We start from the raw sequence: 20985 nt of genomic DNA on the forward strand, positions 1-20985 counted from the left end.
GTCCGCGAGCCAGTTATGCGCGCGCTCTACAAAGCAAGTGCTTGGTAGGTTATCCTACCGGCGTGGGTGCGATCCAGACCTCAGAATCCGATACCGCCGCGCCGGACGGCCGGTTCTCCGACGCGCGATTCGCCGCCGAGGTGCGCGAGTGGCTGGAGGAGAACCTCAGCGGAGAATTCCGCGCGCTGCGCGGCCTCGGCGGCCCCGGCCGCGAACACGAGGCGTTCGACGAGCGCCTGGCCTGGGACCGGCATCTGGCCGCCGCGGGATGGACCTGCCTGGGCTGGCCGAAGGAATACGGCGGCCGCGAGGCGACCGTGCGGCAGCAAGTGATCTTCCACGAGGAGTACGCCAAGGCCAACGCGCCCGCGCGGGTGTCGCACGTGGGTGAAGAACTGCTCGGCCCGACCCTGCTCGCCTTCGGCACCGAAGCCCAGAAGGATCGGTTCCTTCCCGGCATCCGCACCGTCAGCGAACTGTGGTGTCAGGGTTATTCGGAACCGGGCGCCGGCTCGGACCTGGCCGCGATCACCACCTCGGCGCACCTGGAGGGCGACGAGTGGTCGATCAACGGGCAGAAGATCTGGACGTCGCTGGCCCACGTGGCCGACTGGTGCTTCGTCGTCGCCCGCACCGAGCGCGGTTCCACCCGGCACAAAGGCCTGTCCTACCTGCTGGTTCCGATGAAGCAGCCGGGCATCGACGTGCGTCCGATCATCCAGCTCACCGGGACCTCGGAGTTCAACGAGGTGTTCTTCGACGACGCCCGCACGGCCGCGGACCTGGTGGTCGGCGAACCGGGTGACGGCTGGCGGATCGCCATGGGCACGCTCACCTTCGAACGCGGTATCTCCACTCTCGGTCAGCAGATCCGGTTCGCCCGCGAACTGGCCGACATCGAGGCGCTGGCCCACCGCACCGGCGCGGCCGACGACCCGCTGATCGCCGACCGGATCGACCGGGCCTGGGTCGGCCTGCGCGTGCTGCGCGCGCACGCCATGCGCACGATGGAGGGCGCCGGAGTGGACGACGGCGGCGGCCAGGCATCGGTGGCGAAACTGCTGTGGGCCAACTGGCATCGCGGACTCGGCGAGCTGGCGATGGCCGTGCTCGGCGCCCGCGGCCTGGTGGCGGAGGGCGACGATCTCGACGAATGGCAGCGGCTGTACCTGTTCACCCGCGCCGACACCATCTACGGAGGTTCGAACGAAGTGCAGCGCAACATCATCGCCGAGCGGGTGCTCGGACTGCCGCGCGAGGCGCGCCCGTGACGGGCCCGCTGTCGGTCGCCCCCGCGCCCGTTCCCGGGCACGGCCTGCTGACCGGGCGCACCGCCGTGATCACCGCCGCCGCGGGCACCGGCATCGGCTCGGCCACAGCGCGCAGGCTGCTGGCGGAGGGTGCGGACGTGGTGGTCTCGGACTGGCACGAGCGGCGGCTGGCGGAGACGGCCACCGAGCTCGCCGCCGAGTTCCCGGACCGGCGGGTCGCCTCGATCGTGTGCGACGTGCAGAGCACCGAGCAGGTGAACGCGCTGGTGCGCGGCGCGGCCGAGGCCGTGGGCCGGATCGACATCATGGTCAACAACGCCGGGCTGGGCGGGGAGACGCCTGTGGTCGACATGACCGACGAGCAGTGGAGCCGCGTCCTGGACATCACGCTGAACGGCACGTTTCGCTGCACCCGCGCCGCACTGGGCTACTTCCGTGCGGCGGGCCACGGCGGCGTGATCGTCAACAACGCGAGCGTGCTCGGCTGGCGGGCGCAGCACGGCCAAGCGCACTACGCCGCGGCGAAGGCGGGCGTGATGGCGCTGACCAGGTGCAGTGCGATCGAAGCCGCCGAACTCGGCGTCCGGATCAACGCGGTGGCCCCGAGTATCGCCAGGCACGCTTTCCTCGACAAGGTGAGTTCCGCCGACCTGCTGGACCGGTTGTCCGAGCGCGAGGCGTTCGGCCGCGCGGCCGAGCCGTGGGAGGTCGCCGCGACGATCGCGATGTTGGCCAGTGACTACACCTCGTATCTGACCGGCGAGGTGGTCTCGGTCAGCAGCCAGCGCGCCTGAGCGCCTGGGGTTCCGCGGCCGCCCGTCCAGTTCGTTGGCGCTGGATAGGCGGGCGGGCGTGTCCCTGGCGATCATCGAGCAGCCGCTTGCTCGGTGCCGGTGCGGCGATCCGCGCGCCGTAGTGCGTTCGCCTTCCAGCGTCGGGCACAGTGCACCGAAATAGGCGGCTGATCAGGTGGAAAAGGGCGAGCCGGAGAGCGCGGGGGTGTGCCATGCTGGATGGGATCGGATCCGCGCTCTGCAAGGGGGCGATGGCTATGGGCCTGGATCGCCCACCTGCCCGCGAACAACTGGAACTCGACTTGGTCCGCGACGTCGTACTCGCCAGGCGGCGGCTGGACAGCCTCGTGCTATCGGCGCTCACCCTGGGTGCCGAACTCATCGAGCACACTTCCGAACGCTCGGTCGCGATGGCGGCCGCACGCATTCTCGAGCAGCACGCCGTCGACGAGACCGAAGTCGCCCGCGACCCGCGCGGCGCGTTGCGCGCGGATCTGGCGCGTGATCGGGAGCGCGCCAGGCGCATCGGCCTCAGCGTGCCGGGGAATTCCGACACCGAGGACGAGCGGCGCAGGCAGCGTCAGACGGCTCTGCTGTGTGAGGTGCGCGCCGACCTGCTCGCGGTGCTCGCGAAATGCCGCAGATCCCGGTTCGACGGGGTGGCCTTCGCGGACGAGATCGCCCAGGGGCTGTGCGCGGCCACGGACAAGCTCGTGATCGGCGCCGACATGGAGACCTATCGCGCCTGGCAGCGCGGCATGGTGCTCAAGTTGAGCGAGGAACCGGTCGCGGGCGGTCCGCCGCGGGTGATGGCCACCGTGGACGCGGGACCGGACCGGGGCCAGCTCACCGTGGAATGGGACAGTTGCGAACGCCGTCTCGCGCTTGTCGCGCGAATGGCGCGTGCGGGCGTCTCGCCCGTGGTGATCTGCGATCGACTGCTGGCCGACCTCTCGGTTTCCTCCCCGCTGCGCTACTCGGCGCGCTGAATGACCACTCGACCAAGCAAATGCTTGGTTGTATGATGGGCCGCGTGACCGCACCAGACGCCTCGAAATCAGCACGGCGCAGCGAGCTGCTCGCCCTTGCGGCCGAATTGTTCGCCGAGCGGGGATTGCGCGCCACCACCGTGCGTGACATCGCCGACGCGGCCGGAATCCTGTCGGGGAGCCTCTACCACCACTTCGATTCCAAAGAGTCGATGGTGGACGAGATCCTGCGCGGATTCCTCGACGACCTGTTCGGCCGTTACCGCGAGATCGTCGCCTCCGGACTGAGTTCGCGAGACACCTTGGAAGCCTTGGTGCTCGCGTCCTACGAGTCGTTCGACCGCTGGCACGCGGCGGTCGCGATCTACCAGGCCGAGGCGAAGCGGTTGCGCACCGCCGAGCGGTTCACCTACATCGCCGACTACAACCGCGAATTCCGTGAACTCTGGCACCGGGTGCTGACCAACGGCGTCCAGGACGGCAGCTTCCGGCCGGAACTCGACGTCGAACTGGCATACCGCTTCCTGCGCGACACGGTGTGGGTCGCGGTGCGGTGGTACCGGCCCGGCGGCCCCATCACCGTCGACAACCTCGCCAAGCAGTACCTGACCATCGTGCTCGACGGGCTCACCGTCCCCGAGCGCACCACGTAGGAGTCCTTACATGTCAGCACCTTCCGCGTCCCGTCGTCCGTATGCCCCGCTGCGGGAGGCGTACGTGATCGATGCGGTACGCACCCCGGTCGGTAAGCGCGGCGGCGCACTGGCGGGCGTCCACCCCGCCGATCTGGGTGCGGCCGTGCTGCGCGGCCTGCTGGACCGCAGCCCGATCGACCCGGGCGTCGTGGACGACGTCATCGTGGGTTGCGTCGACAACATCGGTCCGCAGGCGGGCAATATCGGCCGCACCATGTGGCTGACCGCGGGGTACCCCGAAGAGGTTCCCGGTGTCACGGTGGACCGGCAGTGCGGATCCAGCCAGCAGGCGATCAATTTCGGCGCGCAGGCCATCATGAGCGGCACCGCCGAGGTGATCGTGGCCGGTGGCGTGCAGAACATGAGCGCGATCCCGATCTCCGCGGCCATGCTCGCTGGCAAGGAATACGGCTTCGACTCGCCGTTCGTCGGCGCGGAAGGCTGGGACCACCGCTACGGCACCGGCGAGGTCTCGCAGTTCCGCGGCGCGGAGTTGATCGCCGAGAAGTGGGGCATCAGCAGGGAGGACATGGAGCGCTGGGCGCTGCGCAGCCACGAACGGGCCCGCGACGCGATCAAGAACGGCCGCTTCGACAACGAGATCGTCCCGGTCGGCGATTTCTGGATCGACCAGGGCCCCCGCGAGACCAGCCTGGCGAAGATGGCCGCGCTGCCGCCGCTGGCCGAGGGCAGCCCGCTCACCGCGGCGGTAGCCAGCCAGATCTCCGACGGCGCCAGCGCCACCCTGCTCGCGTCGGAGTGGGCGGTGCGGGAGTACGGCCTGACGCCGCGGGCGCGCATCCACCATGTGAGCGCACGCGGCGCGGACCCGATCTTCATGCTCAGCGCGCCGATTCCGGCGACCAGGTGGGCGCTGGAGAAGTCCGGGCTGACCATCGACGACATCGATGTGGTCGAGATCAACGAGGCGTTCGCGCCGGTGGTGCTGGCCTGGTTGAAGGAGACCGGCGCCGACCCGGAGCGGGTCAACGTCAACGGTGGGGCCATCGCCCTCGGCCACCCGCTCGGGGCCACCGGCGCAAAGCTTTTCGCCACCCTGCTCAACGAGCTCGAGCGGATCGAGGGCCGCTACGGCCTGCTGACCATCTGCGAGGGCGGCGGCACCGCCAACACCACCATCATCGAGCGCCTGCCGCGCTGAGACGGACGAGCGGCACGTCGGCGACGCCGAGTCCGCCGACGTGCGCCCGGGAAACGAGGGGGCGACCCCTGGGCCGCTGGTGACACCCCGATGGGGACGTCCTGGAGGACTCCGGTCAGGCCGGTCCGGTGTCGACGGTGTAGGTGCCGACCAGCTGACCGTGTCCGATACTTGCTTCCTCGATCGCGGATTTCGCCTGCGCCACGGACGTTTTCGAGTTCAAGGAAACCGGGTGTGACAGCGCATGCACGATGAATCGGTAATGGTGCACTCCGGTCCCGGTCGGTGGGCACGGCCCGAAGTAATCGGCCAGGTCCGCGCTGTTCAGGCTGACCACACCGCCCTTCGGTGTCTGGCCCTCCTCGCTGAAGGTCGTGGTCGGCGGGATGTCGCTGACCACCCAGTGGGTGAACAGCCCGATAGGCGCGTCCGGGTCGTCCATGATCAGCGCGAGCCGGACGGCCGACTCCGGAACGCTCCAGGTCAGCGGTGGCGGCCGGTTCTTTCCGGTGCACGAGTAGACCTCCGGAATGGGTGCGCCATCGGCGAAAGCGCTACTGCTCACCGTGATCTCGTTCGTCGCAGGCATCGTGGCCTCCGCTCGAGTGGTAGTGGTCGAGTCCTTGGATTCGCCGGTGCCGCCGCATGCCGCGACCGACGCCTGCGCCGGCGCGGCGGAGACAGGCGAAACCGGTATGCGGTTATAGATCAAGATTAGGCCGCCGATTCCCCGTCAACCAGGCGTCGGCGGTAAATGCGCTGGTCCGGGTACCGGTCGGGCTGGTGGTGGTGCGTGGGGTCACGGCAGACCGGCGAGGGCCGCAACGACTGCCCAAGCGTCGGCACCTGGTTCCGATGTCCAAGGGGCTGTGGGTTTGTGGATGCGTAGCGAGACCACGCCGTGCAGGGCACACCACACACGCAGCGCGATATCCGGTGATTGCTCTGCGGCGGGTAACAGATCGGCGAGACGGTCCAGCAGATCCAGCCCCGGCCCGGTACCGGATTCGATCGAGGGATCGGGGCGTTCGAACAGCAATTGGTAGGCGCCGGGATGCTTCTCGGCCCACGTGAGATAGGCATCGATCAACGAGCGCAGCCGGTCGGCGCGGGTGCCGTCGACAGGGTCCGCGGCATCCAGCGCGTGCCGCAGCCGACCGAACAGTTCCTCGGTCACGGCATAGTTCAGCGCGTCCTGCGACGGGAAATGCATGTAGACCGCACTGGGCGCGACACCGCAGGCCCGGGCGATGGCCCGCAGTGACGGCGTCGGCAACGACTGCGGTTCCAGCAGCAGCTCGATCGCGGCGGCTACCAATTCCGCGCGCAGCCGCTCACCCTCCCCACGCGCTCGTCGCTGGCGTGTATCGGTCATCGGGCCTCCTTGACACAGCTCACTGAACAGCTGTTAAGTATAGCTAGCTGAACAGCTGTTCACCTTCAGGAGGCGACATGAGGAACTGGGAAGGCGCGACCGCGGTCGTGACCGGCGCGAGTAGCGGGATCGGCGCGGCGTTCGCCACGGCCTTGGCCGAACGGCGGTGCGACCTGATCCTGGTCGCCCGGCGCGAGCATCGGCTGCGCGAGCTGGCGGCAGACCTCGAACACAGCTTCGGCATCCGGGCGCGAGTCGTCACCGCGGACCTTTCGCTTCCCGCGGACGTCGAGCGACTCGCCGCGGTGCTGAGCGCGGACGGCAACCCGATCGATCTCCTGGTCAACAATGCCGGTTTCGCGACCCACGGCCCGCTCGTCGACCACGACCCCGCGCGAATGCGCGAGGAGATCGCGGTCAACATCACCGCCGTCGCGGAACTGACCAGGGCGGTCCTGCCGGACATGATTCGGCGCGGCGACGGAGCGGTGGTCAGCATCGCCTCCACCGCGGCGTTCCAGCCGATCCCGTTCATGGCCGTCTACGGCGCGACGAAGGCGTTCGTGCTCTCGTTCACCGAGGCGCTGTGGGGCGAACTCGAAGGCAGCGGCGTCACCGCGCTGGCCGTGTGCCCTGGTGCCACCGATACCGAGTTCTTCGAGGTGGCGGGCGAGGCCGCCAGCGTCGGACGACGGCAGACATCGGCGCAGGTGGTGGCGACGGCTCTCGGCGAACTGGACCGCCGCGCGCCACGGCCGAGCGTGGTATCCGGGTTGACGAACGCGGTGTCCGCGCGGCTGCCGCGGTACCTACCGCGCCGCACCACGATTCGACTGACCCGTGGATTGGTCGCCGAGAAACGACCATGACGCCATCATTCGGGCAGCGCGGCGAGCACACCGATCCGCGCCAGGGCGTCGGTGACGATCCGATCGATCAGCTCCTCGCAGGTGGGCAGGTCATCGATGATCCCGGTGACCTGGCCCGCCGCGAGCACTCCCGCCTGGGTGTTGCCCTCGACCAGTCCGGCGCGCAGCAGCATGGGCGTATTCGCCGCCATGACGACCTGGGACCAGCTGAGATCCTTGGTCTTTCGCATGGCCAGGCCGTCGCGGATCATGGTGGACCACTTCATGCCGGTCATGCTCTTGAACCGGGCCGCGTTCGCGACCGCCGCGGTGAGCCCGCGCCAGCGGCCCGAATGCTCCAGGCGCTGTACCAGTTCGGTGTTCAGCACCCGGTGCGGCATGCCGTCGACCTTCAGTGACACCACCGTGTCCTGGAGCTGCCTGCGCAGGTACTCCTGCTTGACCGCGCCCGGGACCGTGCTCTCCTGGGTGAGCAGGAAGCGGGTGCCCATCGCGATGCCCGCCGCGCCGTAGGCGAGGGCGGCGGCCAACCCGCGTCCGTCGAAGAACCCGCCCGCCGCGATCACGGGAATGTCCACCGCGTCCAGCACGGACGGCAACAGCAAAGTGGTGGCCACCGGGCCGGTGTGCCCGCCGCCCTCGCCGCCCTGCACGATCACCGCGTCCGCGCCCCAGGCCGCCACCTTGACCGCGTGCTTGGCCGCACCGATCGACGGGATGACTACCACGCCAGCGTCTTTCAGCTTCGCGATCAGGTCCTGCTTGGGCGCGAGCGCGAACGAGGCGACCGCGACTTTCTCCCGGATCAGCAGATCGATCCGCTCGGCGGCGTCGGCGGCGTCGGCGCGAATGTTGACGCCGAACGGTTTCCCGGTGTGCGCCTTGGTCTTCGCGATGGCCGCCTCCAGCTCCGCGAAGGTCATGGTGGCGGAGGCGAGGATGCCGAGTCCGCCCGCTTCCGCCGTGGCCGCGACCAGCCGCGGACCCGCCACCCAACCCATACCGGTCTGCACGATCGGGTGTTCGACGCCGACCAGATCGGTCAGCGCGGTACGCAGATGTGCCGTCATGACGGGACCTCGGTTTCGCGAATCTTCTTGGGGTCGAGCACCTCTCGGATCAACCGCAGTTCCTCGGCGGTGGGCTTGCGCGTCTCCTCCGCGTCGGCGAGTCCCGCGATGTCGAAGGACGTGTTCTCGGCGACCTCCTCGGCGGTGACGCCGGGGTGCAGGCTGCGCGCGCGCATGGTGTGGCCGGGACCTTCGAAATCGAAGACGCCCAGGTTGGTCACTACGCGGTGCAGGTGATGGAAGCGGTAGGCGGGGTCGGCCGGGTCGATGTTGTCGTATCCCACACCCGAGACGATGTCGACCCGCTCGGTGAACACGCGCTTGGTGTGCCGCGCGACCCAATAGCTGGTGGCGTGATTGATCGTGTTGCCCGGCGCGCCACGCACACCGAACATCTGCCGGGTCGGCTGCTGCAACGGACCGAACGCCGAGAGGTTCTGGTTGCCGAAGCGGTCGATCTGGTTGGCGCCCATCACCACATGCCTGCGCCCGGAGGCCACCACATCGAAGACCCTCCGGAACGGAATCCAGCCCTCGATCGGAGCCTTTCCGCCCAGCGGGGGAGTCTCGGCGAGCAAGAGCGCCTCACCGTCCGACAGCAGCAGATCCGGTTCGGTGGTGAGCTTGGCCAACCGGGCGCCGAGGATGGACATCGGCGACATCGGACTGGCCATGATCTCCCCCGCGCCGCGGAAGATCTCCGCGCAGGCGACCGCGCACACCTCGGCGCGGGTCACGGTCTCGGTGCTGGTCATCACGCCTCCTCGGCGAATCGGCGGACGGCGGCCTGGTACTGCTCCTCGGACCCGGCCAGGTAGGTGTCGACGAACCGCTGCCACGCTTCCGGCGTCTCGGCCGACTCGACGTAGTGCTTCTGGAACTTCTCGTCCCGGCCGTAGCTGTCGGCCGCGAGGGTGAAATGCGCGCCGCCAGGGGCCTCCACGACGCCGTCGACCATCATGCGATTGAGCAGCAGCGCTTGCGGCGGGACGGTTTTCACCAGTTCGCCGGTCTCCACCACCCGTTCCACCGAGACGTAGCGCCGCTGCGCCGCCAGGCAGAACAGGTCGTCGAAGTACGGGTCGACGCCGGTGTAGGCGGCGTTGCCGTGCGCGTCGCCGAGGTTCAGGTGCACCAGTGCCGCATCCAGGCGCAGCGCCGGCATGGCGATCAGAGTCTCCGGCGTGCCGTCCACCGGGTACGGCGATTCGACCGTCTTCAGCTCACCCTCCCAGAAGTTCGGCACGTCCGACCCCAGACCGGCACGGATCGGCAGGAACGGCAGCCGTGCCGCCGCCGCCTCCAGGCCGCACTTGAGCATGCCCTCGTCCATCTCGCGGGCGACCAGCGCGCCGGAGGTCCGCGCGGCGGCGAACCACGGGTCGTAGAACGGCGGCGAATCCAGCGACACGAAGCCGTAGTACGCCTTGCGCACCTTCCCCGCCGAGCACAGCAGCCCGAGGTCCGGCCCGCCGTAGCTGACGACGGTCAGATCTGTCAGATCCGACCGCAGGATGGCCCGCACCAGCGCCATCGGCTTGCGCCGGGAACCCCAGCCGCCGATGCCGATGGTCATCCCGCTGCGCAGTTCGCCGACGACCTCGTCGAGCGACATCCGCTTGTCTCGCATCGCTTTCAGCTCTCTCTCCGATGGGCGGCTCGCCGCCTCCCGGCCCGTTGTGGTCACTGCCCGGCCTTGCGCGCCGCGAGATCGTCGTCGAAACGGGCGCGGATCTCGTCGGCGACGCCGGCGAGGTTGAGTTCGAAGGTGAATCCCTGCTCGTACCGGTAGCTGCGGTGCACGTCCTGCACGTCGATGCCGTTCAAGGCCCGCTTCGCCGCACGGATCACCCGGCCGTCCTTGGCCGCGATGTTCTTGGCCAATTCCAAGGCCGCCGCGTCGAGTTCGGCGCGCGGTACCACCTGGTAGACCGAGCCGTAATGGTGCAACTGCTGCGCGGTGACGGTGCTCGCGGTGTAGAAAAGTGCGCGCATCAGGTGCTGGGGCACCAAGCGCGCCAAGTGGGTCGCCGCTCCGAGCGCGCCGCGGTCCACCTCGGGCAGGCCGAATGTGGCGTCGTCGGAGGCGATCACGATGTCCGCGTTGCCGACCAACCCGATGCCGCCGCCCAGGCAGAAGCCCTGCACCACCGCGATGACCGGCACCTGGCACTCGTAGACCGCGGCGAAGGCCTCGAAACAGCCGTGGTTCGCGTCGATCAGCGCCTGGTGGCCGGGCTTGCTCTGGATCTCCTTGATGTCCACGCCCGCGTTGAAGCCACGGTTCTCCGCACGCAAGACGACCACCCTGGTGTCCGGATCGCGGCCCGCCGCGCGCACTTCGTCGGCGATGGCGAACCAGCCCGCGGTCGGGATGGCGTTGACCGGCGGGTAGTCCACCGTGACCACGGTGACGCCGGTGGATTCGGAGTGGCGGTTGATCCCCATCGCAAGTCCCATCGTCGATGAACGCAGTGGCAAAGCAAGCAGTTGCTTGGTAGGTTAGCACGGTGGCACTCGAAATCGATCTCGCCGGACGCGTCGTTCTGGTGACCGGCGGTGTTCGCGGCGTCGGCGCCGGAGTGAGCAAGGCTTTCCTGGCCGCGGGTGCGACCGTCGTCGCGTGTGCGCGGCGGCCCGCCGACGTTCCCGTCGAGGTGGACGGACGCGCCATCGACTACCTGCCGTGCGATGTCCGGGACGCGGACGCCGTCGGTGCGCTGATCGAGACGATCACCGAGCGCCACGGCCGCCTCGACCACCTCGTCAACAACGCGGGCGGCGCGCCTTTCGCGCTGGCGGCTGAGGCGGGCAAGAACTTCCACGCCAAGATCGTCGAACTGAACCTGCTCGCTCCACTGCTCGTGGCGCAGGCCGCCAACGCGGTGATGCAGCGCCAGGACGAGGGCGGCTCGATCGTGAACGTCTCCAGTGTCAGCGGGCACCGTCCGTCGCCGGGTACCGCGGCCTACGGCGCGGCCAAGGCGGGCATGGACAGCCTCACCGGCTCGCTCGCCGTCGAATGGGCGCCGAAGGTGCGGGTCAACTCGCTGGTGGTCGGGCCGGTCGACACCGAACTGAGCCACCTGCACTACGGCGACCAAGACGGCGTCGACGCGGTGGGGCAGACCATCCCTCTGGGTCGCCTGGCGCGCCCGGAGGACATCGGCCGCTGCGCTGTCTTCCTCGCCTCGCCGCTGGCGGGCTACGTCAGCGGCGCGACCCTGCTGGTGCACGGCGGTGGCGAGCGACCCGCCTTCCTCGCCGCCTCCACCGCGGATCAGCAGTCCTGAACAACCGGACCCCAACCCGACCACCCACGAAGAGGAAACCCATGGACACCGACCAGATCTGCGCCGGACGCGTCGTCATCGTCACCGGAGCGGGCCGGGGCATCGGCCGCGCGCACGCCCTCGCCTTCGCCGCGGCGGGCGCCCGCGTGGTGGTCAACGACCTCGGTTCGGCGCTGGACGGCGCGGCCACCGCCGAGACACCGGCGCAGCAGGTGGTCGCGGAGATCGAGGCGCTCGGCGGGGAAGCCGTGGCCAACGGCGACGACGTCGCGGACTGGGCTGGCGCCCGCAGACTCGTCCGCCAAGCCGTGGATACGTTCGGCACGCTGGACGTGCTGGTCAACAACGCCGGTTTCGTGCGCGACCGGATGCTGGTCAACCTCAGCGAGGAGGAATGGGACGCGGTGATCCGCGTGCATCTCAAGGGTCATTTCGCCACCATGCGGCACGCGATCGAGTACTGGCGGGCGGAGACCAAGGCGGGCCGTCCGGTCGACGGCCGCATCATCAACACCAGCTCCGGCGCGGGTCTGCAAGGCAGCGTGGGACAGGGCAACTACGGCGCGGCCAAGGCCGGTATCGCGGGCCTGACACTGACCGCCGCCGCCGAGTTCGCCCGCTACGGCGTCACGGTGAACGCGATCGCCCCGGCCGCGCGCACCCGGATGACCGAGACGGTGTTCGCCGAGACGATGGCCAAGCCGGACAACGGCTTCGACGCCATGGCCCCGGAGAATGTGTCTCCGCTGGTCGTGTGGCTGGGCAGCACGCAGTCGGCGGCCGTGACCGGGCGGATGTTCGAGGTCGAGGGCGGCAAGGTGGCGCTGGCCGACGGGTGGCGGCACGGCGTCGCGGTCGACCGCGGCGCCCGCTGGAACCCGGCCGAACTCGGTCCCGTCGTAGCCGATCTGATCGCCAAAGCGGCGCCGCCGGAGCCGGTCTATGGGGCTTGATCGGCACCGCCCGGCGTGGGCGCGGTCGAGGCTGGGATGAATCGTCACCGGTCCGCGCGTGGCCGATCTGGCCGACCGGGCGGCGCGGCGGACGCCCGGTGGATAGCTCCGCCGGAAGGCATTAGTCCATGCGCATGGGTCCAGGCCAGCCGCAGAGCTATGCGGCGATGGCTTCCCCGCCCGCTCGAAATTGGGCGCGCTGGGGCGCGGACAGTCGGTCGGATGCAATAGTGCGCGACCGGTCGGCTATTCGAACGAACCGGCCCGGCGGCGAATCCGGTTCGGCGCGAACGAGGAACGCCGGACGACATCGAAAACGGTTATCCACGTCGCTGATCCGGACGCCATCGCATACCGGACCGCGGTCATGCCCTTATTTCTTCGGGCACGACCGCGGCGCCCGTTATGTGCCGCAAGCACGTTTGCACGTGCATAACGCAACACAGTGCGACCCGGTGGGCCGCACTGTGTTGCCGTGCAGGAGAACCTATTCGGTGCCGTCCGGAGGAATTTCGGGCAAGCCTTCGCTGGCCCGCAACTTCTCCGCCATGGACGTGAGTAGGTTCTGTGATTCTTCGGACAAGTCGAACGCCCTACTCGACAGCCGTCGCAGTCCGTAGCCCTGCAGCTGGGACAGCAGCTCCAGATCGTGATCGATCTTGGCGGCATAGATGTCGTTGAAGAAGTAGTCCGGCTTGACCTTGAAGAACTTCGCCAGGGCGGCCACCGTCTCATCGGACGGGTTCGTCCGTTGTCCCGACCGCAACTGCGACAGGTACGGTTTCGAGATCGGATGTCCGGAGGCCGTCAGCGCCGCCGCAACCTCCGCGTTGGTATGCGGCTTACGCCCCGGGGGATGCACGGTTTCGAACAGCTTGTTCAGCCGCGCCGCGAAATCAGCCATTGTGAGCCGCCCAATTCCCTTCGCTGTACTAACAGTCGTTATCTCGGATACGTATCATTGATATTAGCGGCTCAGTAACTGAAAACCTACGCCTGATTCCGGATTTCCTTGAAGCTTCTAGGTCGGATGGCGGCGAAGGCACTGGGACGGTTGGGTTTGCGGGTCACCCCAACGGCTCTCGAGAACCCTGGGTACGGCCAGGTTCTGGCCCGTCGTTGCGGTCTCGCGGCAGGGGGTCTTGATAGCCGCAAGATAGCTGACGTCTCATCGACCGAGCGGTATGGGGGTTTGTGTGGCGTACGACACGTTTCGGCCCCTAGGGGATGAACGTTCAACAAACGGGCAAAGTGGTTGAAACTTCACAAACGTTCGATGATTGTGCCTGTCGCTAGTGCGCCACCGGCGCACATGAGAACCATTGCGGTGCTCCGGTCGCTGCGCTCCAGCTCGTGCAAAGCCGTTGTGAGAAGGCGGGATCCGGTGGAGCCGACGGGATGTCCGAGCGCGATGGCGCCGCCGTTGACATTGACCCGGTCCATGTCGGGTCGGTGGACCGACGCCCACGAGAGCGCGACCGACGCGAACGCCTCGTTGATCTCGAAAAGGTCGATGTCGCCGATATTCATGCCGGACCGTTCCAACAACCGGGTGCACGCCTGCACCGGGCCGTCGAGATGGAATTCGGGCTCGGCTCCGACCACCGCCTGGGTGACGATCCGCGCCCGCGGCCGCAAACAGGCTCGCCGCGCGGCCTTTTCGTCCATCAGCAGGACGGCGGCGGCGCCGTCGGAGATCTGCGAGGACGACCCGGCGGTGTGCACGCCGCCCTCCAGTACGGGCTTCAGCTTGGCCAAGCCTTCGACGGTGGTCTCGCGCAGACCCTGATCACGTGCCACATCGAGCTTTTCGCCGGTGAGGTTGCCTTCCTTGTCGACTGCGGGCGCGGTGACGGTCAGTACCTCGCGGTCGAAGCGCCCTTCGGTCCATGCCTGCGCGGCCAGGCGCTGTGAGCGCGCGCCGAACTGGTCCACGTCGGCGCGAGTGATGCCGCGCCGCCTGGCGATTCGCTCCGCCGCCTCGAACTGATTGGGCAGGTCGATGCTCCACGACGCGGGCCTGCGCGGACCGGCATTCTCGCCGACGTTGGCGCCCAGCGGAACCCGGCTCATCGCCTCGACGCCGCAGGCCATGCCGACCTCGATCGCGTCGGCGGCGATCAAACCGGCGATCAGGTGGTTGGCCTGCTGAGCCGACCCGCATTGCGTGTCGATGGTGGTGGCGCCGACCTGCCACGGCAGGCCCGCGTGCAGCCAGGCGACCCTGGTGACGTTGTTGGACTGCTCGCCCGCCTGGGTGACGCATCCGCCGATGACCTGCTCGACCTGCGCGGGGTCCAGGTGTGCTCGCTCGAGCAGTCCGCGCTGGGCCAGGCCGAGCAGTTCGGCCGCGTGCAGGCCCGACAGCCAGCCGCCGCGCTTGCCGATCGGGGTGCGTACGGCCTCGACGATCACGGGTGTGCCCATGTCCAACCTTTCCTCAGGGACAGAAAACTGAAACGCGTTCATAGCACTTGCCGGGGGTGGATCTGTCCGGTTTCTTTCCTCATTCTCCCGCCTGTGCTTCAATGATTATAGAACGTGTTTCAGTTTGTCGAAGGAGACATCTGGTGGTAGACACTCGGAATACCCGGCCGAATCTCCCGGACGGGTTCGACGTCACGGACCCGGACATCTACGCCGAGCGTGTTCCGGTCGAGGAGTTCGCCGAACTGCGCCGGACCGCTCCGATCTGGTGGAATCCGCAGTCGCCCGACGTCAGCGGGTTCCACGACGACGGTTTCTGGGTGGTCAGCAAGCACGCCGATGTCAAAGAGGTCTCGCGGCGCAGCGACGTGTTCTCCAGCTACGAGAACACCGCCATCCCGCGGTTCAACGACGACATCTCCCGCGAGCAGATCGAGCTGCAACGCATCGTCCTGCTGAACATGGACGCGCCCGAGCACACCAAGCTGCGCAAGATCATCTCGCGCGGGTTCACGCCGCGCGCCATCAACGGTCTGCGTGCCGAGCTGTCGGCCCGCGCCGAGTCGATCGTGAAGGCGGCGGCCGAGGCGGGGTCCGGCGATTTCGTCACCCAGGTCGCGTGCGAACTGCCGCTGCAGGCCATCGCCGAGCTGATCGGCGTGCCGCAGGAAGACCGGATGAAGGTGTTCACCTGGTCCAACGACATGACCGGCTACGACGACCCGGAGAGCACCGCCGACCCGGTCGCGGCCTCCGCCGAGATCCTGGGTTACGCCTACCAGATGGCGGCCGCCCGCAAGCAGTGCCCGGCCGACGACATCGTGACCACGCTGATCGAGGCCGATGTCGACGGTGACAAGCTCACCGAGGAGGAGTTCGGCTTCTTCGTGATCATGCTCGCCGTGGCGGGCAACGAGACCACCCGCAACGCCATCTCGCACGGCATGATGGCGTTCCTGGAGAACCCGGACCAGTGGGAGCTGTTCAAAAAGGAGCGGCCCGCCACCGCCGCCGACGAGATCATCCGCTGGGCCACCCCGGTCACCTCGTTCCAGCGGACCGCGCTGGAGGACACCGAACTCGGCGGCGTGCGGATCAAGAAGGGGCAGCGCGTGGTCATGCTGTACCGCTCGGCGAACTTCGACGAGGACGTCTTCGATCACCCGGAGAAGTTCGACATCATGCGCAAGGACAACCCGCACCTGGCCTTCGGCGGCACCGGCGCGCACTTCTGCATCGGGGCGAATCTGGCCCGGCTGGAGATCGACCTGATCTTCAACGCCATTGCCGATCACCTGCCCGACATCACCAAGGTCGCCGACGCGAAGCGGCTGCGTTCGGGCTGGCTCAACGGGATCAAGGAGTTCCCGGTCGACTACAAGACGTGCCCGGTCGCGCACTGAGATCCGAAAAGGGCCCGCACACCGGCATGGTGTGCGGGCCCCTATTCGTTCGGAGTGCGTTCAGTCGACCGGTCGCGCGGTCGCCATGGCGCGATCGACCTCCCAGAACGCGCGCAGGGCGGCGATCTTCCCGTCCTCGTCCACCCGGTAGGTGAACACGCCGTCGGCGTCGATCCGGTGACCGCCGATCGTGCTGCGGATGGTGCCGGTGAAGGCGACTTCATTGCCGCAGGCGAACGAGTCGCCGAACAGGAACTCGATCAGGTCGGTCTTGGCGATCGCCTTGTCCCAGAACGCGGCGATGGCTTCCTTGCCGCGGTGTCCCTTGCCCTCCGGATCGAATCCGGACGCGCCGATCGGGTCTTCCACGATGCCGTCCTCGGCGAACAGCGCGACCCATGCCTGCTTGTCCCGCGCTCGAACCGCGGCCTGCGACGCGAGGCCAGCTGCTCTGGCGGGGTGCTCACTGCTCATGGCGTGTCCTTTCCCGGCCGCGCGGCCACGATCGGTTCGGCGATGTTCTGCTGTGCGAACTTGCGCAGCGAGTCCTGCTTGGCGGCGAGCTCGCCGTCGAAGCCGATGCCGTCGGCCAGCCAGGGCACCACGATCGCGTCGGTGACGCCCGCGTCGGCGAGGTCCTGATACCCGGACCGGCCGAAGCGGTCTACGCATACCGCTTGGATCTCGAACGGTTCGCCGGTCCTGCCGAACTCGGCGCGCAGCTCACCGAGTCTTCCGATCGTGCGCCGCAGCTCGTCGTAGGTCATCATGGCCGAGGTCCAGCCGTCGCCAACCCGTGCTGCGCGCCGCAGCGCCGCGTCGGTGTGCCCGCCGATGTAGAACGGCACCGGCTCGCTCGGCGCCGGGCTCATCTGCAACGGATCGAAGTCGAAGAACTCGCCGTGATACTCGACCATCCCTCCGCCCAAGACCAGCTTGATGACCTCGATCATCTCGTCCACCCGGGCGCCCCGCCGCGCGAACGGCGCCCCGCACCACTCGAATTCCTCCGGCGCCCAGCCGATCCCGACGCCGAAGCCGAAGCGGTTGCCGGACAGATTGGCCACCGAGCCGACCTGCCTGGCCAGCAGCAGCGGGTTGCGCGAACCCAGCTTGAGCACGTTCGTGTAGAAGCGGATGCGGCTGGTCACGGCCGCCATGGCGGTCGCGCCGATGAGCGGGTCGACCCACGGTGTGTCCGGTCCCCAGAACCTGCTGCCGTCTGGCGTGTACGGGTATTTCGCCGCCGCCGACTTCATGTAGAACAGCGAGTCCGGCAGCGCGATCGACGAAAAGCCGCATTCCTCAGCGGTTTTCGCCAGCTCGGGCAGCTGGTCCAGTGGGCTCAGCGCGATGCCGAGGGTGAACTTCATGGCGGTCACCGCCGCTCCGATCCGACCACCCACATCGAGAAGTACTGCGACCCGCCGCCGTACGCGTGACCGAGCGCCTTGCGCGCACCCTCGACCTGATAGTCCCCGGCCCGTCCCATCACCTGCTTGGCCGCCTCGGCGAACCGGATGAGCCCCGAAGCGCCGATCGGGTTGGAGGACAGCACGCCACCGGACGGGTTGACCGGCAGGGTGCCGCCGATCTCGGTCTCACCTTTGTCGGTGAGCTTCCAGCCGTCGCCCGGGGGCACGAAGCCGAGGTTTTCCAGCCACATCGGCTCGAACCAGGAGAACGGCACGTAGATCTCGGCCACGTCGATCTCCTCCAGCGGGTTGGTGATCCCGGCCGCCTCCCACAGCGCCGCGGCCGCGTCGCGTCCCGCCTGGGGATTCACCTGGTCTCGTCCGGCATAGGTGGTCGGCTCGGTGCGCATCGCGGTGGCGTGCACCCAGGCGACCTTCCTGCCGGTGGCCTCGACGGAGGCGGCGGCGTCGGCGTCGCCGAGCACGATCGCGCATGCGCCGTCGGAGGAGGGGCAGGTCTCGTCGAAGCGGATCGGGTCCCACAGCATCTGCGAGGCGAGCACCGATTCCAGCGTGATGTCGGGCTGCTTCAGATGGGCGAGCGGGTTCTTGGCGCCGTTGCGGCGATCCTTCACCGCGACCATCGCGCCGATGTGGCCCGGCGCGTTCGAGCGGCGGATGTAGGAGCGCACGTGCGGTGCGAAATACCCACCCGCTCCCGCGCCGACGGGCATGGTGAACGGCACCGGGATCGACAACGCCCACATGGCGTTCGATTCCGACTGCTTCTCCCAGGCCACCGCGAGCACGCGCTTGTGCACGCCCGCCTGCACCAGGTTGGTCGCGACGATGCCGGTGGAGCCGCCGACCGACCCGGCGGTGTGCACGCGCAGCAGCGGTTTCCCGGTCGCGCCCAAGGCGTCCGCCAGATACAGCTCGGGCATCATGACGCCCTCGAACAGGTCGGGCGCCTTGCCGACCACGACCGCGTCGATATCGGCGATGGTCAGCCCGGCGTCGGCGAGGGCGCGATCGATCGCCTCGCGGCACATGCCCGCCATCGACACATCGGTGCGTTTCGTCACGTGATGGGTTTGTCCGGTGCCGAGCACCGCGGCGGGGAAACGCCCACCCGTCGCCCGACCCCCGCCCCTCACCGAATCGCTGCGCGATGCTGTAGTCATTGGGCCTCCGATTCCAAAACAGTCACAAGGTTCTGCTGAAGGGCAGGCCCGCTGGTGGCATGGGCGAGGGCGCGATTCGCCGAGCCCGCCATGATCGCCTCGGCCGCGAAGCCGATGCGCTCCAGGCCCGCCGCGAACATGGGGTTGGCCGCCAGCGCGCCGCCGGACGGGTTGATCGCGGTGCCGTCGCGCAGGCCGATGGCCTCGGTGAGGATCAACTGCTGATGGCTGAACGGCGCGTGCAGTTCGGCGATGTCGAAACCGCTGGTGTCGGCGCCGGTGACGGCCTTGGCGGCGGCCGACGTCGAGGGGGAGACGGCGAGGTCGCGTGCGCCGAGCACCGGGGTGTCCACCCGGTGCGCCATGCCGGTGATCCAGGCGGGACGCTCGCACAGTTCCCGGGCGCGATCACCGACCGCGAGCACGATCGCGGCCGCGCCGTCGGTGATCGGCGCGACATCGTGGGCGCGCAGCGGATCGGCGACATACGGTTTGTCCAGCAGGCTGTCGACGTCACCGGATTCGCCCGCGGCCACGGCCGCCATATCGCGCTCGGTCCAGCGCCCGGCGTCGAGCCCGGCGCGCGCCTGCAATCCGGCGATGGACAGCGCGTCCGGCCACAGCGGGGCGACCAGATAGGGGTCCAGCTGCATGGTGAGCACCTGGCGCAGCGTGCCCGCGGAGGACTTGCCGAAGCCGTACACCAGCGCGGTCTTCGCCTGCCCGGAACGCAGTTTCACCCACGCCTCGTACAGCGCCCACGCGGCGTCCATCTCCACGTGCGATTCGTTGATCGGCGGCACCGCGCCGATCGCGTCGACCGCCGAGATGAACGAGAACGCGCGTCCGGCAAGGTAATCGGAGGATCCCGAGCACCAGAAGTCGATATCGGACTTGGTGATGCCGAGTCGGTCGTAGAGCTGCTGGAAGCAGGGCACCAGCATCTCGACGCCGTTGGTGGTGCCGAAGGTCTCCGGCACGTGCGGTGCGTGGGCGAAACCCACGACCGCGATGTCGGTGGCGTTGTCAGTCAACGTGCGCCTCTCTCAGAGGTGATGCTTGTAGGTCTCGTAGTCGGCGTCCGGCTCGCCGGTGGGACGGAAGTGGTCCACGTTCTCCAGGCCGTAGCCCCACTCCTCGCGCGGCTTCCACACCGCCTCCACCCGCATGCCCATCCGCACTTCGCTGGCGTCGCAGCCGAGCACCAGGTGCAGCACCGGGATGTCCGCGCCGTCCAGCAGCACATACGCCGCGACATACGGCGGCTTGATCCGCTGCCCGAGGAACGGCACGTTGACGATGCAGAACGTGGTCACCGTCCCGCGGTCGGGCAGCTCGATGAAGTCGTTGGTCGGCCTGCCATCGGTCGGGTTCGCGCCGCGCGGCGGGAAGTACACCTTGCCCGCGGCGTCCGTGCGCGCTCCGATCAGCTTGCCCTCGGCGAGTCCGCGCAGGTAGACGGTCTCCTGCGGGGAGGCGGTGTGCTTGTAGGACAGGTCGACCGGGGTGGTGATCATGGTGACCGGCTCGGCCGCTGGACCGGATTCGGCAGGCGCGCCGGACTTCTCGCCGGGCTCGAAGCACGCGATGTCCCGAATGCTGCCCTCGGTCCGCGCCGCCCACCGAGCGGTTACCCGCAGGCCGGTGTGGATGTCCTCCGGCGCGGCGACGTCGACGGCGTGCAGCAACGTGGTGTCCGCGCCATCGAGCCGGATCAACGCCCAGGCGAACGGGCGGTCGAACGGTTGGCCGGGCAGCGGGTCACGTACCCAGGTCCACGATTCGACGGTGCCGGTGTCGGCGACGTCGACGAATTCGGTCAGCGGTTCGGCGGTGATCGGGTCGTATTCCGGCGGCGGCACGATCACCCGGCCGTCCGAGCCGCGCGCGCCGACGATCTTGCGGTCGCGCAGGTTGGTCAAGAACGTCCCGATGGTGGTTCCGACGGAGCGGGTGTAATCGAAACGCACCCGCAGGGGCGCGCTGAGTACCTCGGGCGCTGGGTCAGATTGGCGGCGCTCCCGGGGCCCTGCGTGGTTACGCTCCGCTGCCGCCTCCGGGCCCGTCGCTCGCGCCGCAGTGTCC

The 20985-nt window shown here is 68.6% G+C and carries 22 protein-coding genes; 9 read left to right on the forward strand and 13 right to left on the reverse strand.

The genetic code is table 11. The annotated features are described in order from the left end of the window. The first annotated feature begins 62 nt into the window (after positions 1–62). The 5 genes from ON34_RS02195 (at position 63) to ON34_RS02215 (ending at position 4911) form a co-directional block, all read left to right on the forward strand. Positions 63–1271: an acyl-CoA dehydrogenase family protein gene (locus tag ON34_RS02195; RefSeq protein WP_040773397.1), complete on the forward strand. Its 1209-nt coding sequence runs from the start codon at positions 63–65 to the stop codon at positions 1269–1271. Further along, positions 1268–2065: an SDR family oxidoreductase gene (locus ON34_RS02200; protein WP_040773400.1), complete on the forward strand. Its 798-nt coding sequence runs from the start codon at positions 1268–1270 to the stop codon at positions 2063–2065. Before ON34_RS02195 ends, ON34_RS02200 begins: the two co-directional genes overlap by 4 nt. A gap of 212 nt (positions 2066–2277) precedes the next feature. Then, entirely contained in the window at positions 2278–3054 is a 777-nt protein-coding gene (locus tag ON34_RS02205) for a hypothetical protein (protein WP_245547846.1), read from the forward strand. A 35-nt stretch (positions 3055–3089) separates the two neighbouring features. Continuing rightward, positions 3090–3707: a TetR/AcrR family transcriptional regulator gene (locus ON34_RS02210; protein WP_157172145.1), complete on the forward strand. Its 618-nt coding sequence runs from the start codon at positions 3090–3092 to the stop codon at positions 3705–3707. A gap of 49 nt (positions 3708–3756) precedes the next feature. Next, on the forward strand, positions 3757–4911 hold the full coding sequence (locus ON34_RS02215) for an acetyl-CoA C-acetyltransferase (protein WP_040773601.1): 1155 nt from the start codon (positions 3757–3759) through the stop codon (positions 4909–4911). Between the two features lie 115 nt (positions 4912–5026). Here the strand turns inward: ON34_RS02215 and ON34_RS02220 are convergent, their stop codons facing one another. After that, complete coding sequence (locus ON34_RS02220) at positions 5027–5500, reverse strand: YbhB/YbcL family Raf kinase inhibitor-like protein (RefSeq protein WP_063821624.1); 474 nt, start codon at positions 5498–5500, stop codon at positions 5027–5029. Positions 5501–5710: 210 nt separating this feature from the next. Continuing rightward, positions 5711–6286 (reverse strand): TetR/AcrR family transcriptional regulator, encoded by a 576-nt coding sequence (locus tag ON34_RS02225; protein ID WP_051022076.1) that lies wholly within the window; start codon positions 6284–6286, stop codon positions 5711–5713. A gap of 77 nt (positions 6287–6363) precedes the next feature. On the opposite strand from ON34_RS02225, the gene ON34_RS02230 reads away from it, so the two are divergent. Beyond that, complete coding sequence (locus ON34_RS02230; RefSeq protein ID WP_040773405.1) at positions 6364–7155, forward strand: SDR family NAD(P)-dependent oxidoreductase; 792 nt, start codon at positions 6364–6366, stop codon at positions 7153–7155. Positions 7156–7160: 5 nt separating this feature from the next. Here ON34_RS02230 and ON34_RS02235 read toward each other — a convergent pair whose 3' ends face one another. From ON34_RS02235 to ON34_RS02250, 4 genes are read right to left on the reverse strand one after another with little or no spacing between them, the layout of a single operon-like run. Further along, complete coding sequence (locus ON34_RS02235) at positions 7161–8225, reverse strand: NAD(P)H-dependent flavin oxidoreductase (RefSeq protein WP_040773407.1); 1065 nt, start codon at positions 8223–8225, stop codon at positions 7161–7163. Beyond that, positions 8222–8980 (reverse strand): CoA-transferase subunit beta, encoded by a 759-nt coding sequence (locus ON34_RS02240; RefSeq protein WP_040773409.1) that lies wholly within the window; start codon positions 8978–8980, stop codon positions 8222–8224. The genes ON34_RS02235 and ON34_RS02240 overlap by 4 nt, the downstream gene beginning before the upstream one ends. Beyond that, entirely contained in the window at positions 8980–9855 is an 876-nt protein-coding gene (locus tag ON34_RS02245) for a CoA transferase subunit A (protein WP_040773412.1), read from the reverse strand. Before ON34_RS02245 ends, ON34_RS02240 begins: the two co-directional genes overlap by 1 nt. A 53-nt stretch (positions 9856–9908) precedes the next feature. Beyond that, positions 9909–10673 carry an enoyl-CoA hydratase family protein gene (locus ON34_RS02250; protein ID WP_040773414.1) on the reverse strand — a complete coding sequence of 255 codons (765 nt, stop codon included), beginning with the start codon at positions 10671–10673 and terminating at the stop codon, positions 9909–9911. A gap of 62 nt (positions 10674–10735) precedes the next feature. Between ON34_RS02250 and ON34_RS02255 the strand changes: the two genes are divergently transcribed. Continuing rightward, the gene (locus ON34_RS02255; protein WP_040773417.1) at positions 10736–11518 is read left to right on the forward strand and encodes an SDR family oxidoreductase; all 783 of its coding nucleotides are present in this window, start codon (positions 10736–10738) and stop codon (positions 11516–11518) included. Between the two features lie 41 nt (positions 11519–11559). Then, entirely contained in the window at positions 11560–12471 is a 912-nt protein-coding gene (locus ON34_RS02260; RefSeq protein WP_040773419.1) for an SDR family oxidoreductase, read from the forward strand. A gap of 487 nt (positions 12472–12958) precedes the next feature. Here the strand turns inward: ON34_RS02260 and ON34_RS02265 are convergent, their stop codons facing one another. Then, a complete protein-coding gene (locus tag ON34_RS02265; protein WP_011207048.1) occupies positions 12959–13375 on the reverse strand; it encodes a helix-turn-helix domain-containing protein in 417 nt (138 codons plus the stop codon). A 359-nt stretch (positions 13376–13734) separates the two neighbouring features. Continuing rightward, the gene (locus ON34_RS02270; RefSeq protein WP_040773423.1) at positions 13735–14898 is read right to left on the reverse strand and encodes a steroid 3-ketoacyl-CoA thiolase; all 1164 of its coding nucleotides are present in this window, start codon (positions 14896–14898) and stop codon (positions 13735–13737) included. Between the two features lie 101 nt (positions 14899–14999). Between ON34_RS02270 and ON34_RS02275 the strand changes: the two genes are divergently transcribed. Next, positions 15000–16301, forward strand: coding sequence for a cytochrome P450 (locus ON34_RS02275; protein ID WP_373291842.1), 1302 nt, complete (start codon positions 15000–15002; stop codon positions 16299–16301). Positions 16302–16361: 60 nt separating this feature from the next. Here ON34_RS02275 and ON34_RS02280 read toward each other — a convergent pair whose 3' ends face one another. The 5 genes from ON34_RS02280 to ON34_RS02300 are packed head-to-tail and all read right to left on the reverse strand — an operon-like array spanning position 16362 to position 20870. Then, a complete protein-coding gene (locus ON34_RS02280; protein WP_040773429.1) occupies positions 16362–16775 on the reverse strand; it encodes a nuclear transport factor 2 family protein in 414 nt (137 codons plus the stop codon). Then, entirely contained in the window at positions 16772–17674 is a 903-nt protein-coding gene (locus ON34_RS02285; protein ID WP_040773609.1) for a TIGR03619 family F420-dependent LLM class oxidoreductase, read from the reverse strand. Before ON34_RS02285 ends, ON34_RS02280 begins: the two co-directional genes overlap by 4 nt. A 5-nt stretch (positions 17675–17679) precedes the next feature. Further along, positions 17680–18900 (reverse strand): thiolase family protein, encoded by a 1221-nt coding sequence (locus ON34_RS02290; RefSeq protein WP_051022077.1) that lies wholly within the window; start codon positions 18898–18900, stop codon positions 17680–17682. Further along, complete coding sequence (locus ON34_RS02295) at positions 18897–19934, reverse strand: thiolase family protein (RefSeq protein ID WP_040773434.1); 1038 nt, start codon at positions 19932–19934, stop codon at positions 18897–18899. Before ON34_RS02295 ends, ON34_RS02290 begins: the two co-directional genes overlap by 4 nt. A gap of 12 nt (positions 19935–19946) precedes the next feature. After that, complete coding sequence (locus ON34_RS02300) at positions 19947–20870, reverse strand: Zn-ribbon domain-containing OB-fold protein (protein ID WP_040773437.1); 924 nt, start codon at positions 20868–20870, stop codon at positions 19947–19949. Positions 20871–20985 lie beyond the last annotated feature (115 nt).

Origin of the sequence: Nocardia pneumoniae NBRC 100136 (assembly GCF_000308755.1) — a bacterium.
GTDB classification, from domain to species: domain Bacteria; phylum Actinomycetota; class Actinomycetes; order Mycobacteriales; family Mycobacteriaceae; genus Nocardia; species Nocardia pneumoniae.

Coding starts and splice junctions, on each gene's coding strand:
- ON34_RS02285 (WP_040773609.1), bottom strand. CDS start 17,674: ATGAAGTTCACCCTCGGCATCGCGCTGAGCCCACTGGACCAGCTGCCC.
- ON34_RS02205 (WP_245547846.1), top strand. CDS start 2,278: ATGCTGGATGGGATCGGATCCGCGCTCTGCAAGGGGGCGATGGCTATG.
- ON34_RS02235 (WP_040773407.1), bottom strand. CDS start 8,225: ATGACGGCACATCTGCGTACCGCGCTGACCGATCTGGTCGGCGTCGAA.
- ON34_RS02220 (WP_063821624.1), bottom strand. CDS start 5,500: ATGCCTGCGACGAACGAGATCACGGTGAGCAGTAGCGCTTTCGCCGAT.
- ON34_RS02290 (WP_051022077.1), bottom strand. CDS start 18,900: ATGACTACAGCATCGCGCAGCGATTCGGTGAGGGGCGGGGGTCGGGCG.
- ON34_RS02230 (WP_040773405.1), top strand. CDS start 6,364: ATGAGGAACTGGGAAGGCGCGACCGCGGTCGTGACCGGCGCGAGTAGC.
- ON34_RS02260 (WP_040773419.1), top strand. CDS start 11,560: ATGGACACCGACCAGATCTGCGCCGGACGCGTCGTCATCGTCACCGGA.
- ON34_RS02245 (WP_040773412.1), bottom strand. CDS start 9,855: ATGCGAGACAAGCGGATGTCGCTCGACGAGGTCGTCGGCGAACTGCGC.
- ON34_RS02265 (WP_011207048.1), bottom strand. CDS start 13,375: ATGGCTGATTTCGCGGCGCGGCTGAACAAGCTGTTCGAAACCGTGCAT.
- ON34_RS02275 (WP_373291842.1), top strand. CDS start 15,000: ATGATTATAGAACGTGTTTCAGTTTGTCGAAGGAGACATCTGGTGGTA.
- ON34_RS02250 (WP_040773414.1), bottom strand. CDS start 10,673: ATGGGGATCAACCGCCACTCCGAATCCACCGGCGTCACCGTGGTCACG.
- ON34_RS02210 (WP_157172145.1), top strand. CDS start 3,090: ATGGGCCGCGTGACCGCACCAGACGCCTCGAAATCAGCACGGCGCAGC.
- ON34_RS02225 (WP_051022076.1), bottom strand. CDS start 6,286: ATGACCGATACACGCCAGCGACGAGCGCGTGGGGAGGGTGAGCGGCTG.
- ON34_RS02280 (WP_040773429.1), bottom strand. CDS start 16,775: ATGAGCAGTGAGCACCCCGCCAGAGCAGCTGGCCTCGCGTCGCAGGCC.
- ON34_RS02240 (WP_040773409.1), bottom strand. CDS start 8,980: ATGACCAGCACCGAGACCGTGACCCGCGCCGAGGTGTGCGCGGTCGCC.
- ON34_RS02270 (WP_040773423.1), bottom strand. CDS start 14,898: ATGGGCACACCCGTGATCGTCGAGGCCGTACGCACCCCGATCGGCAAG.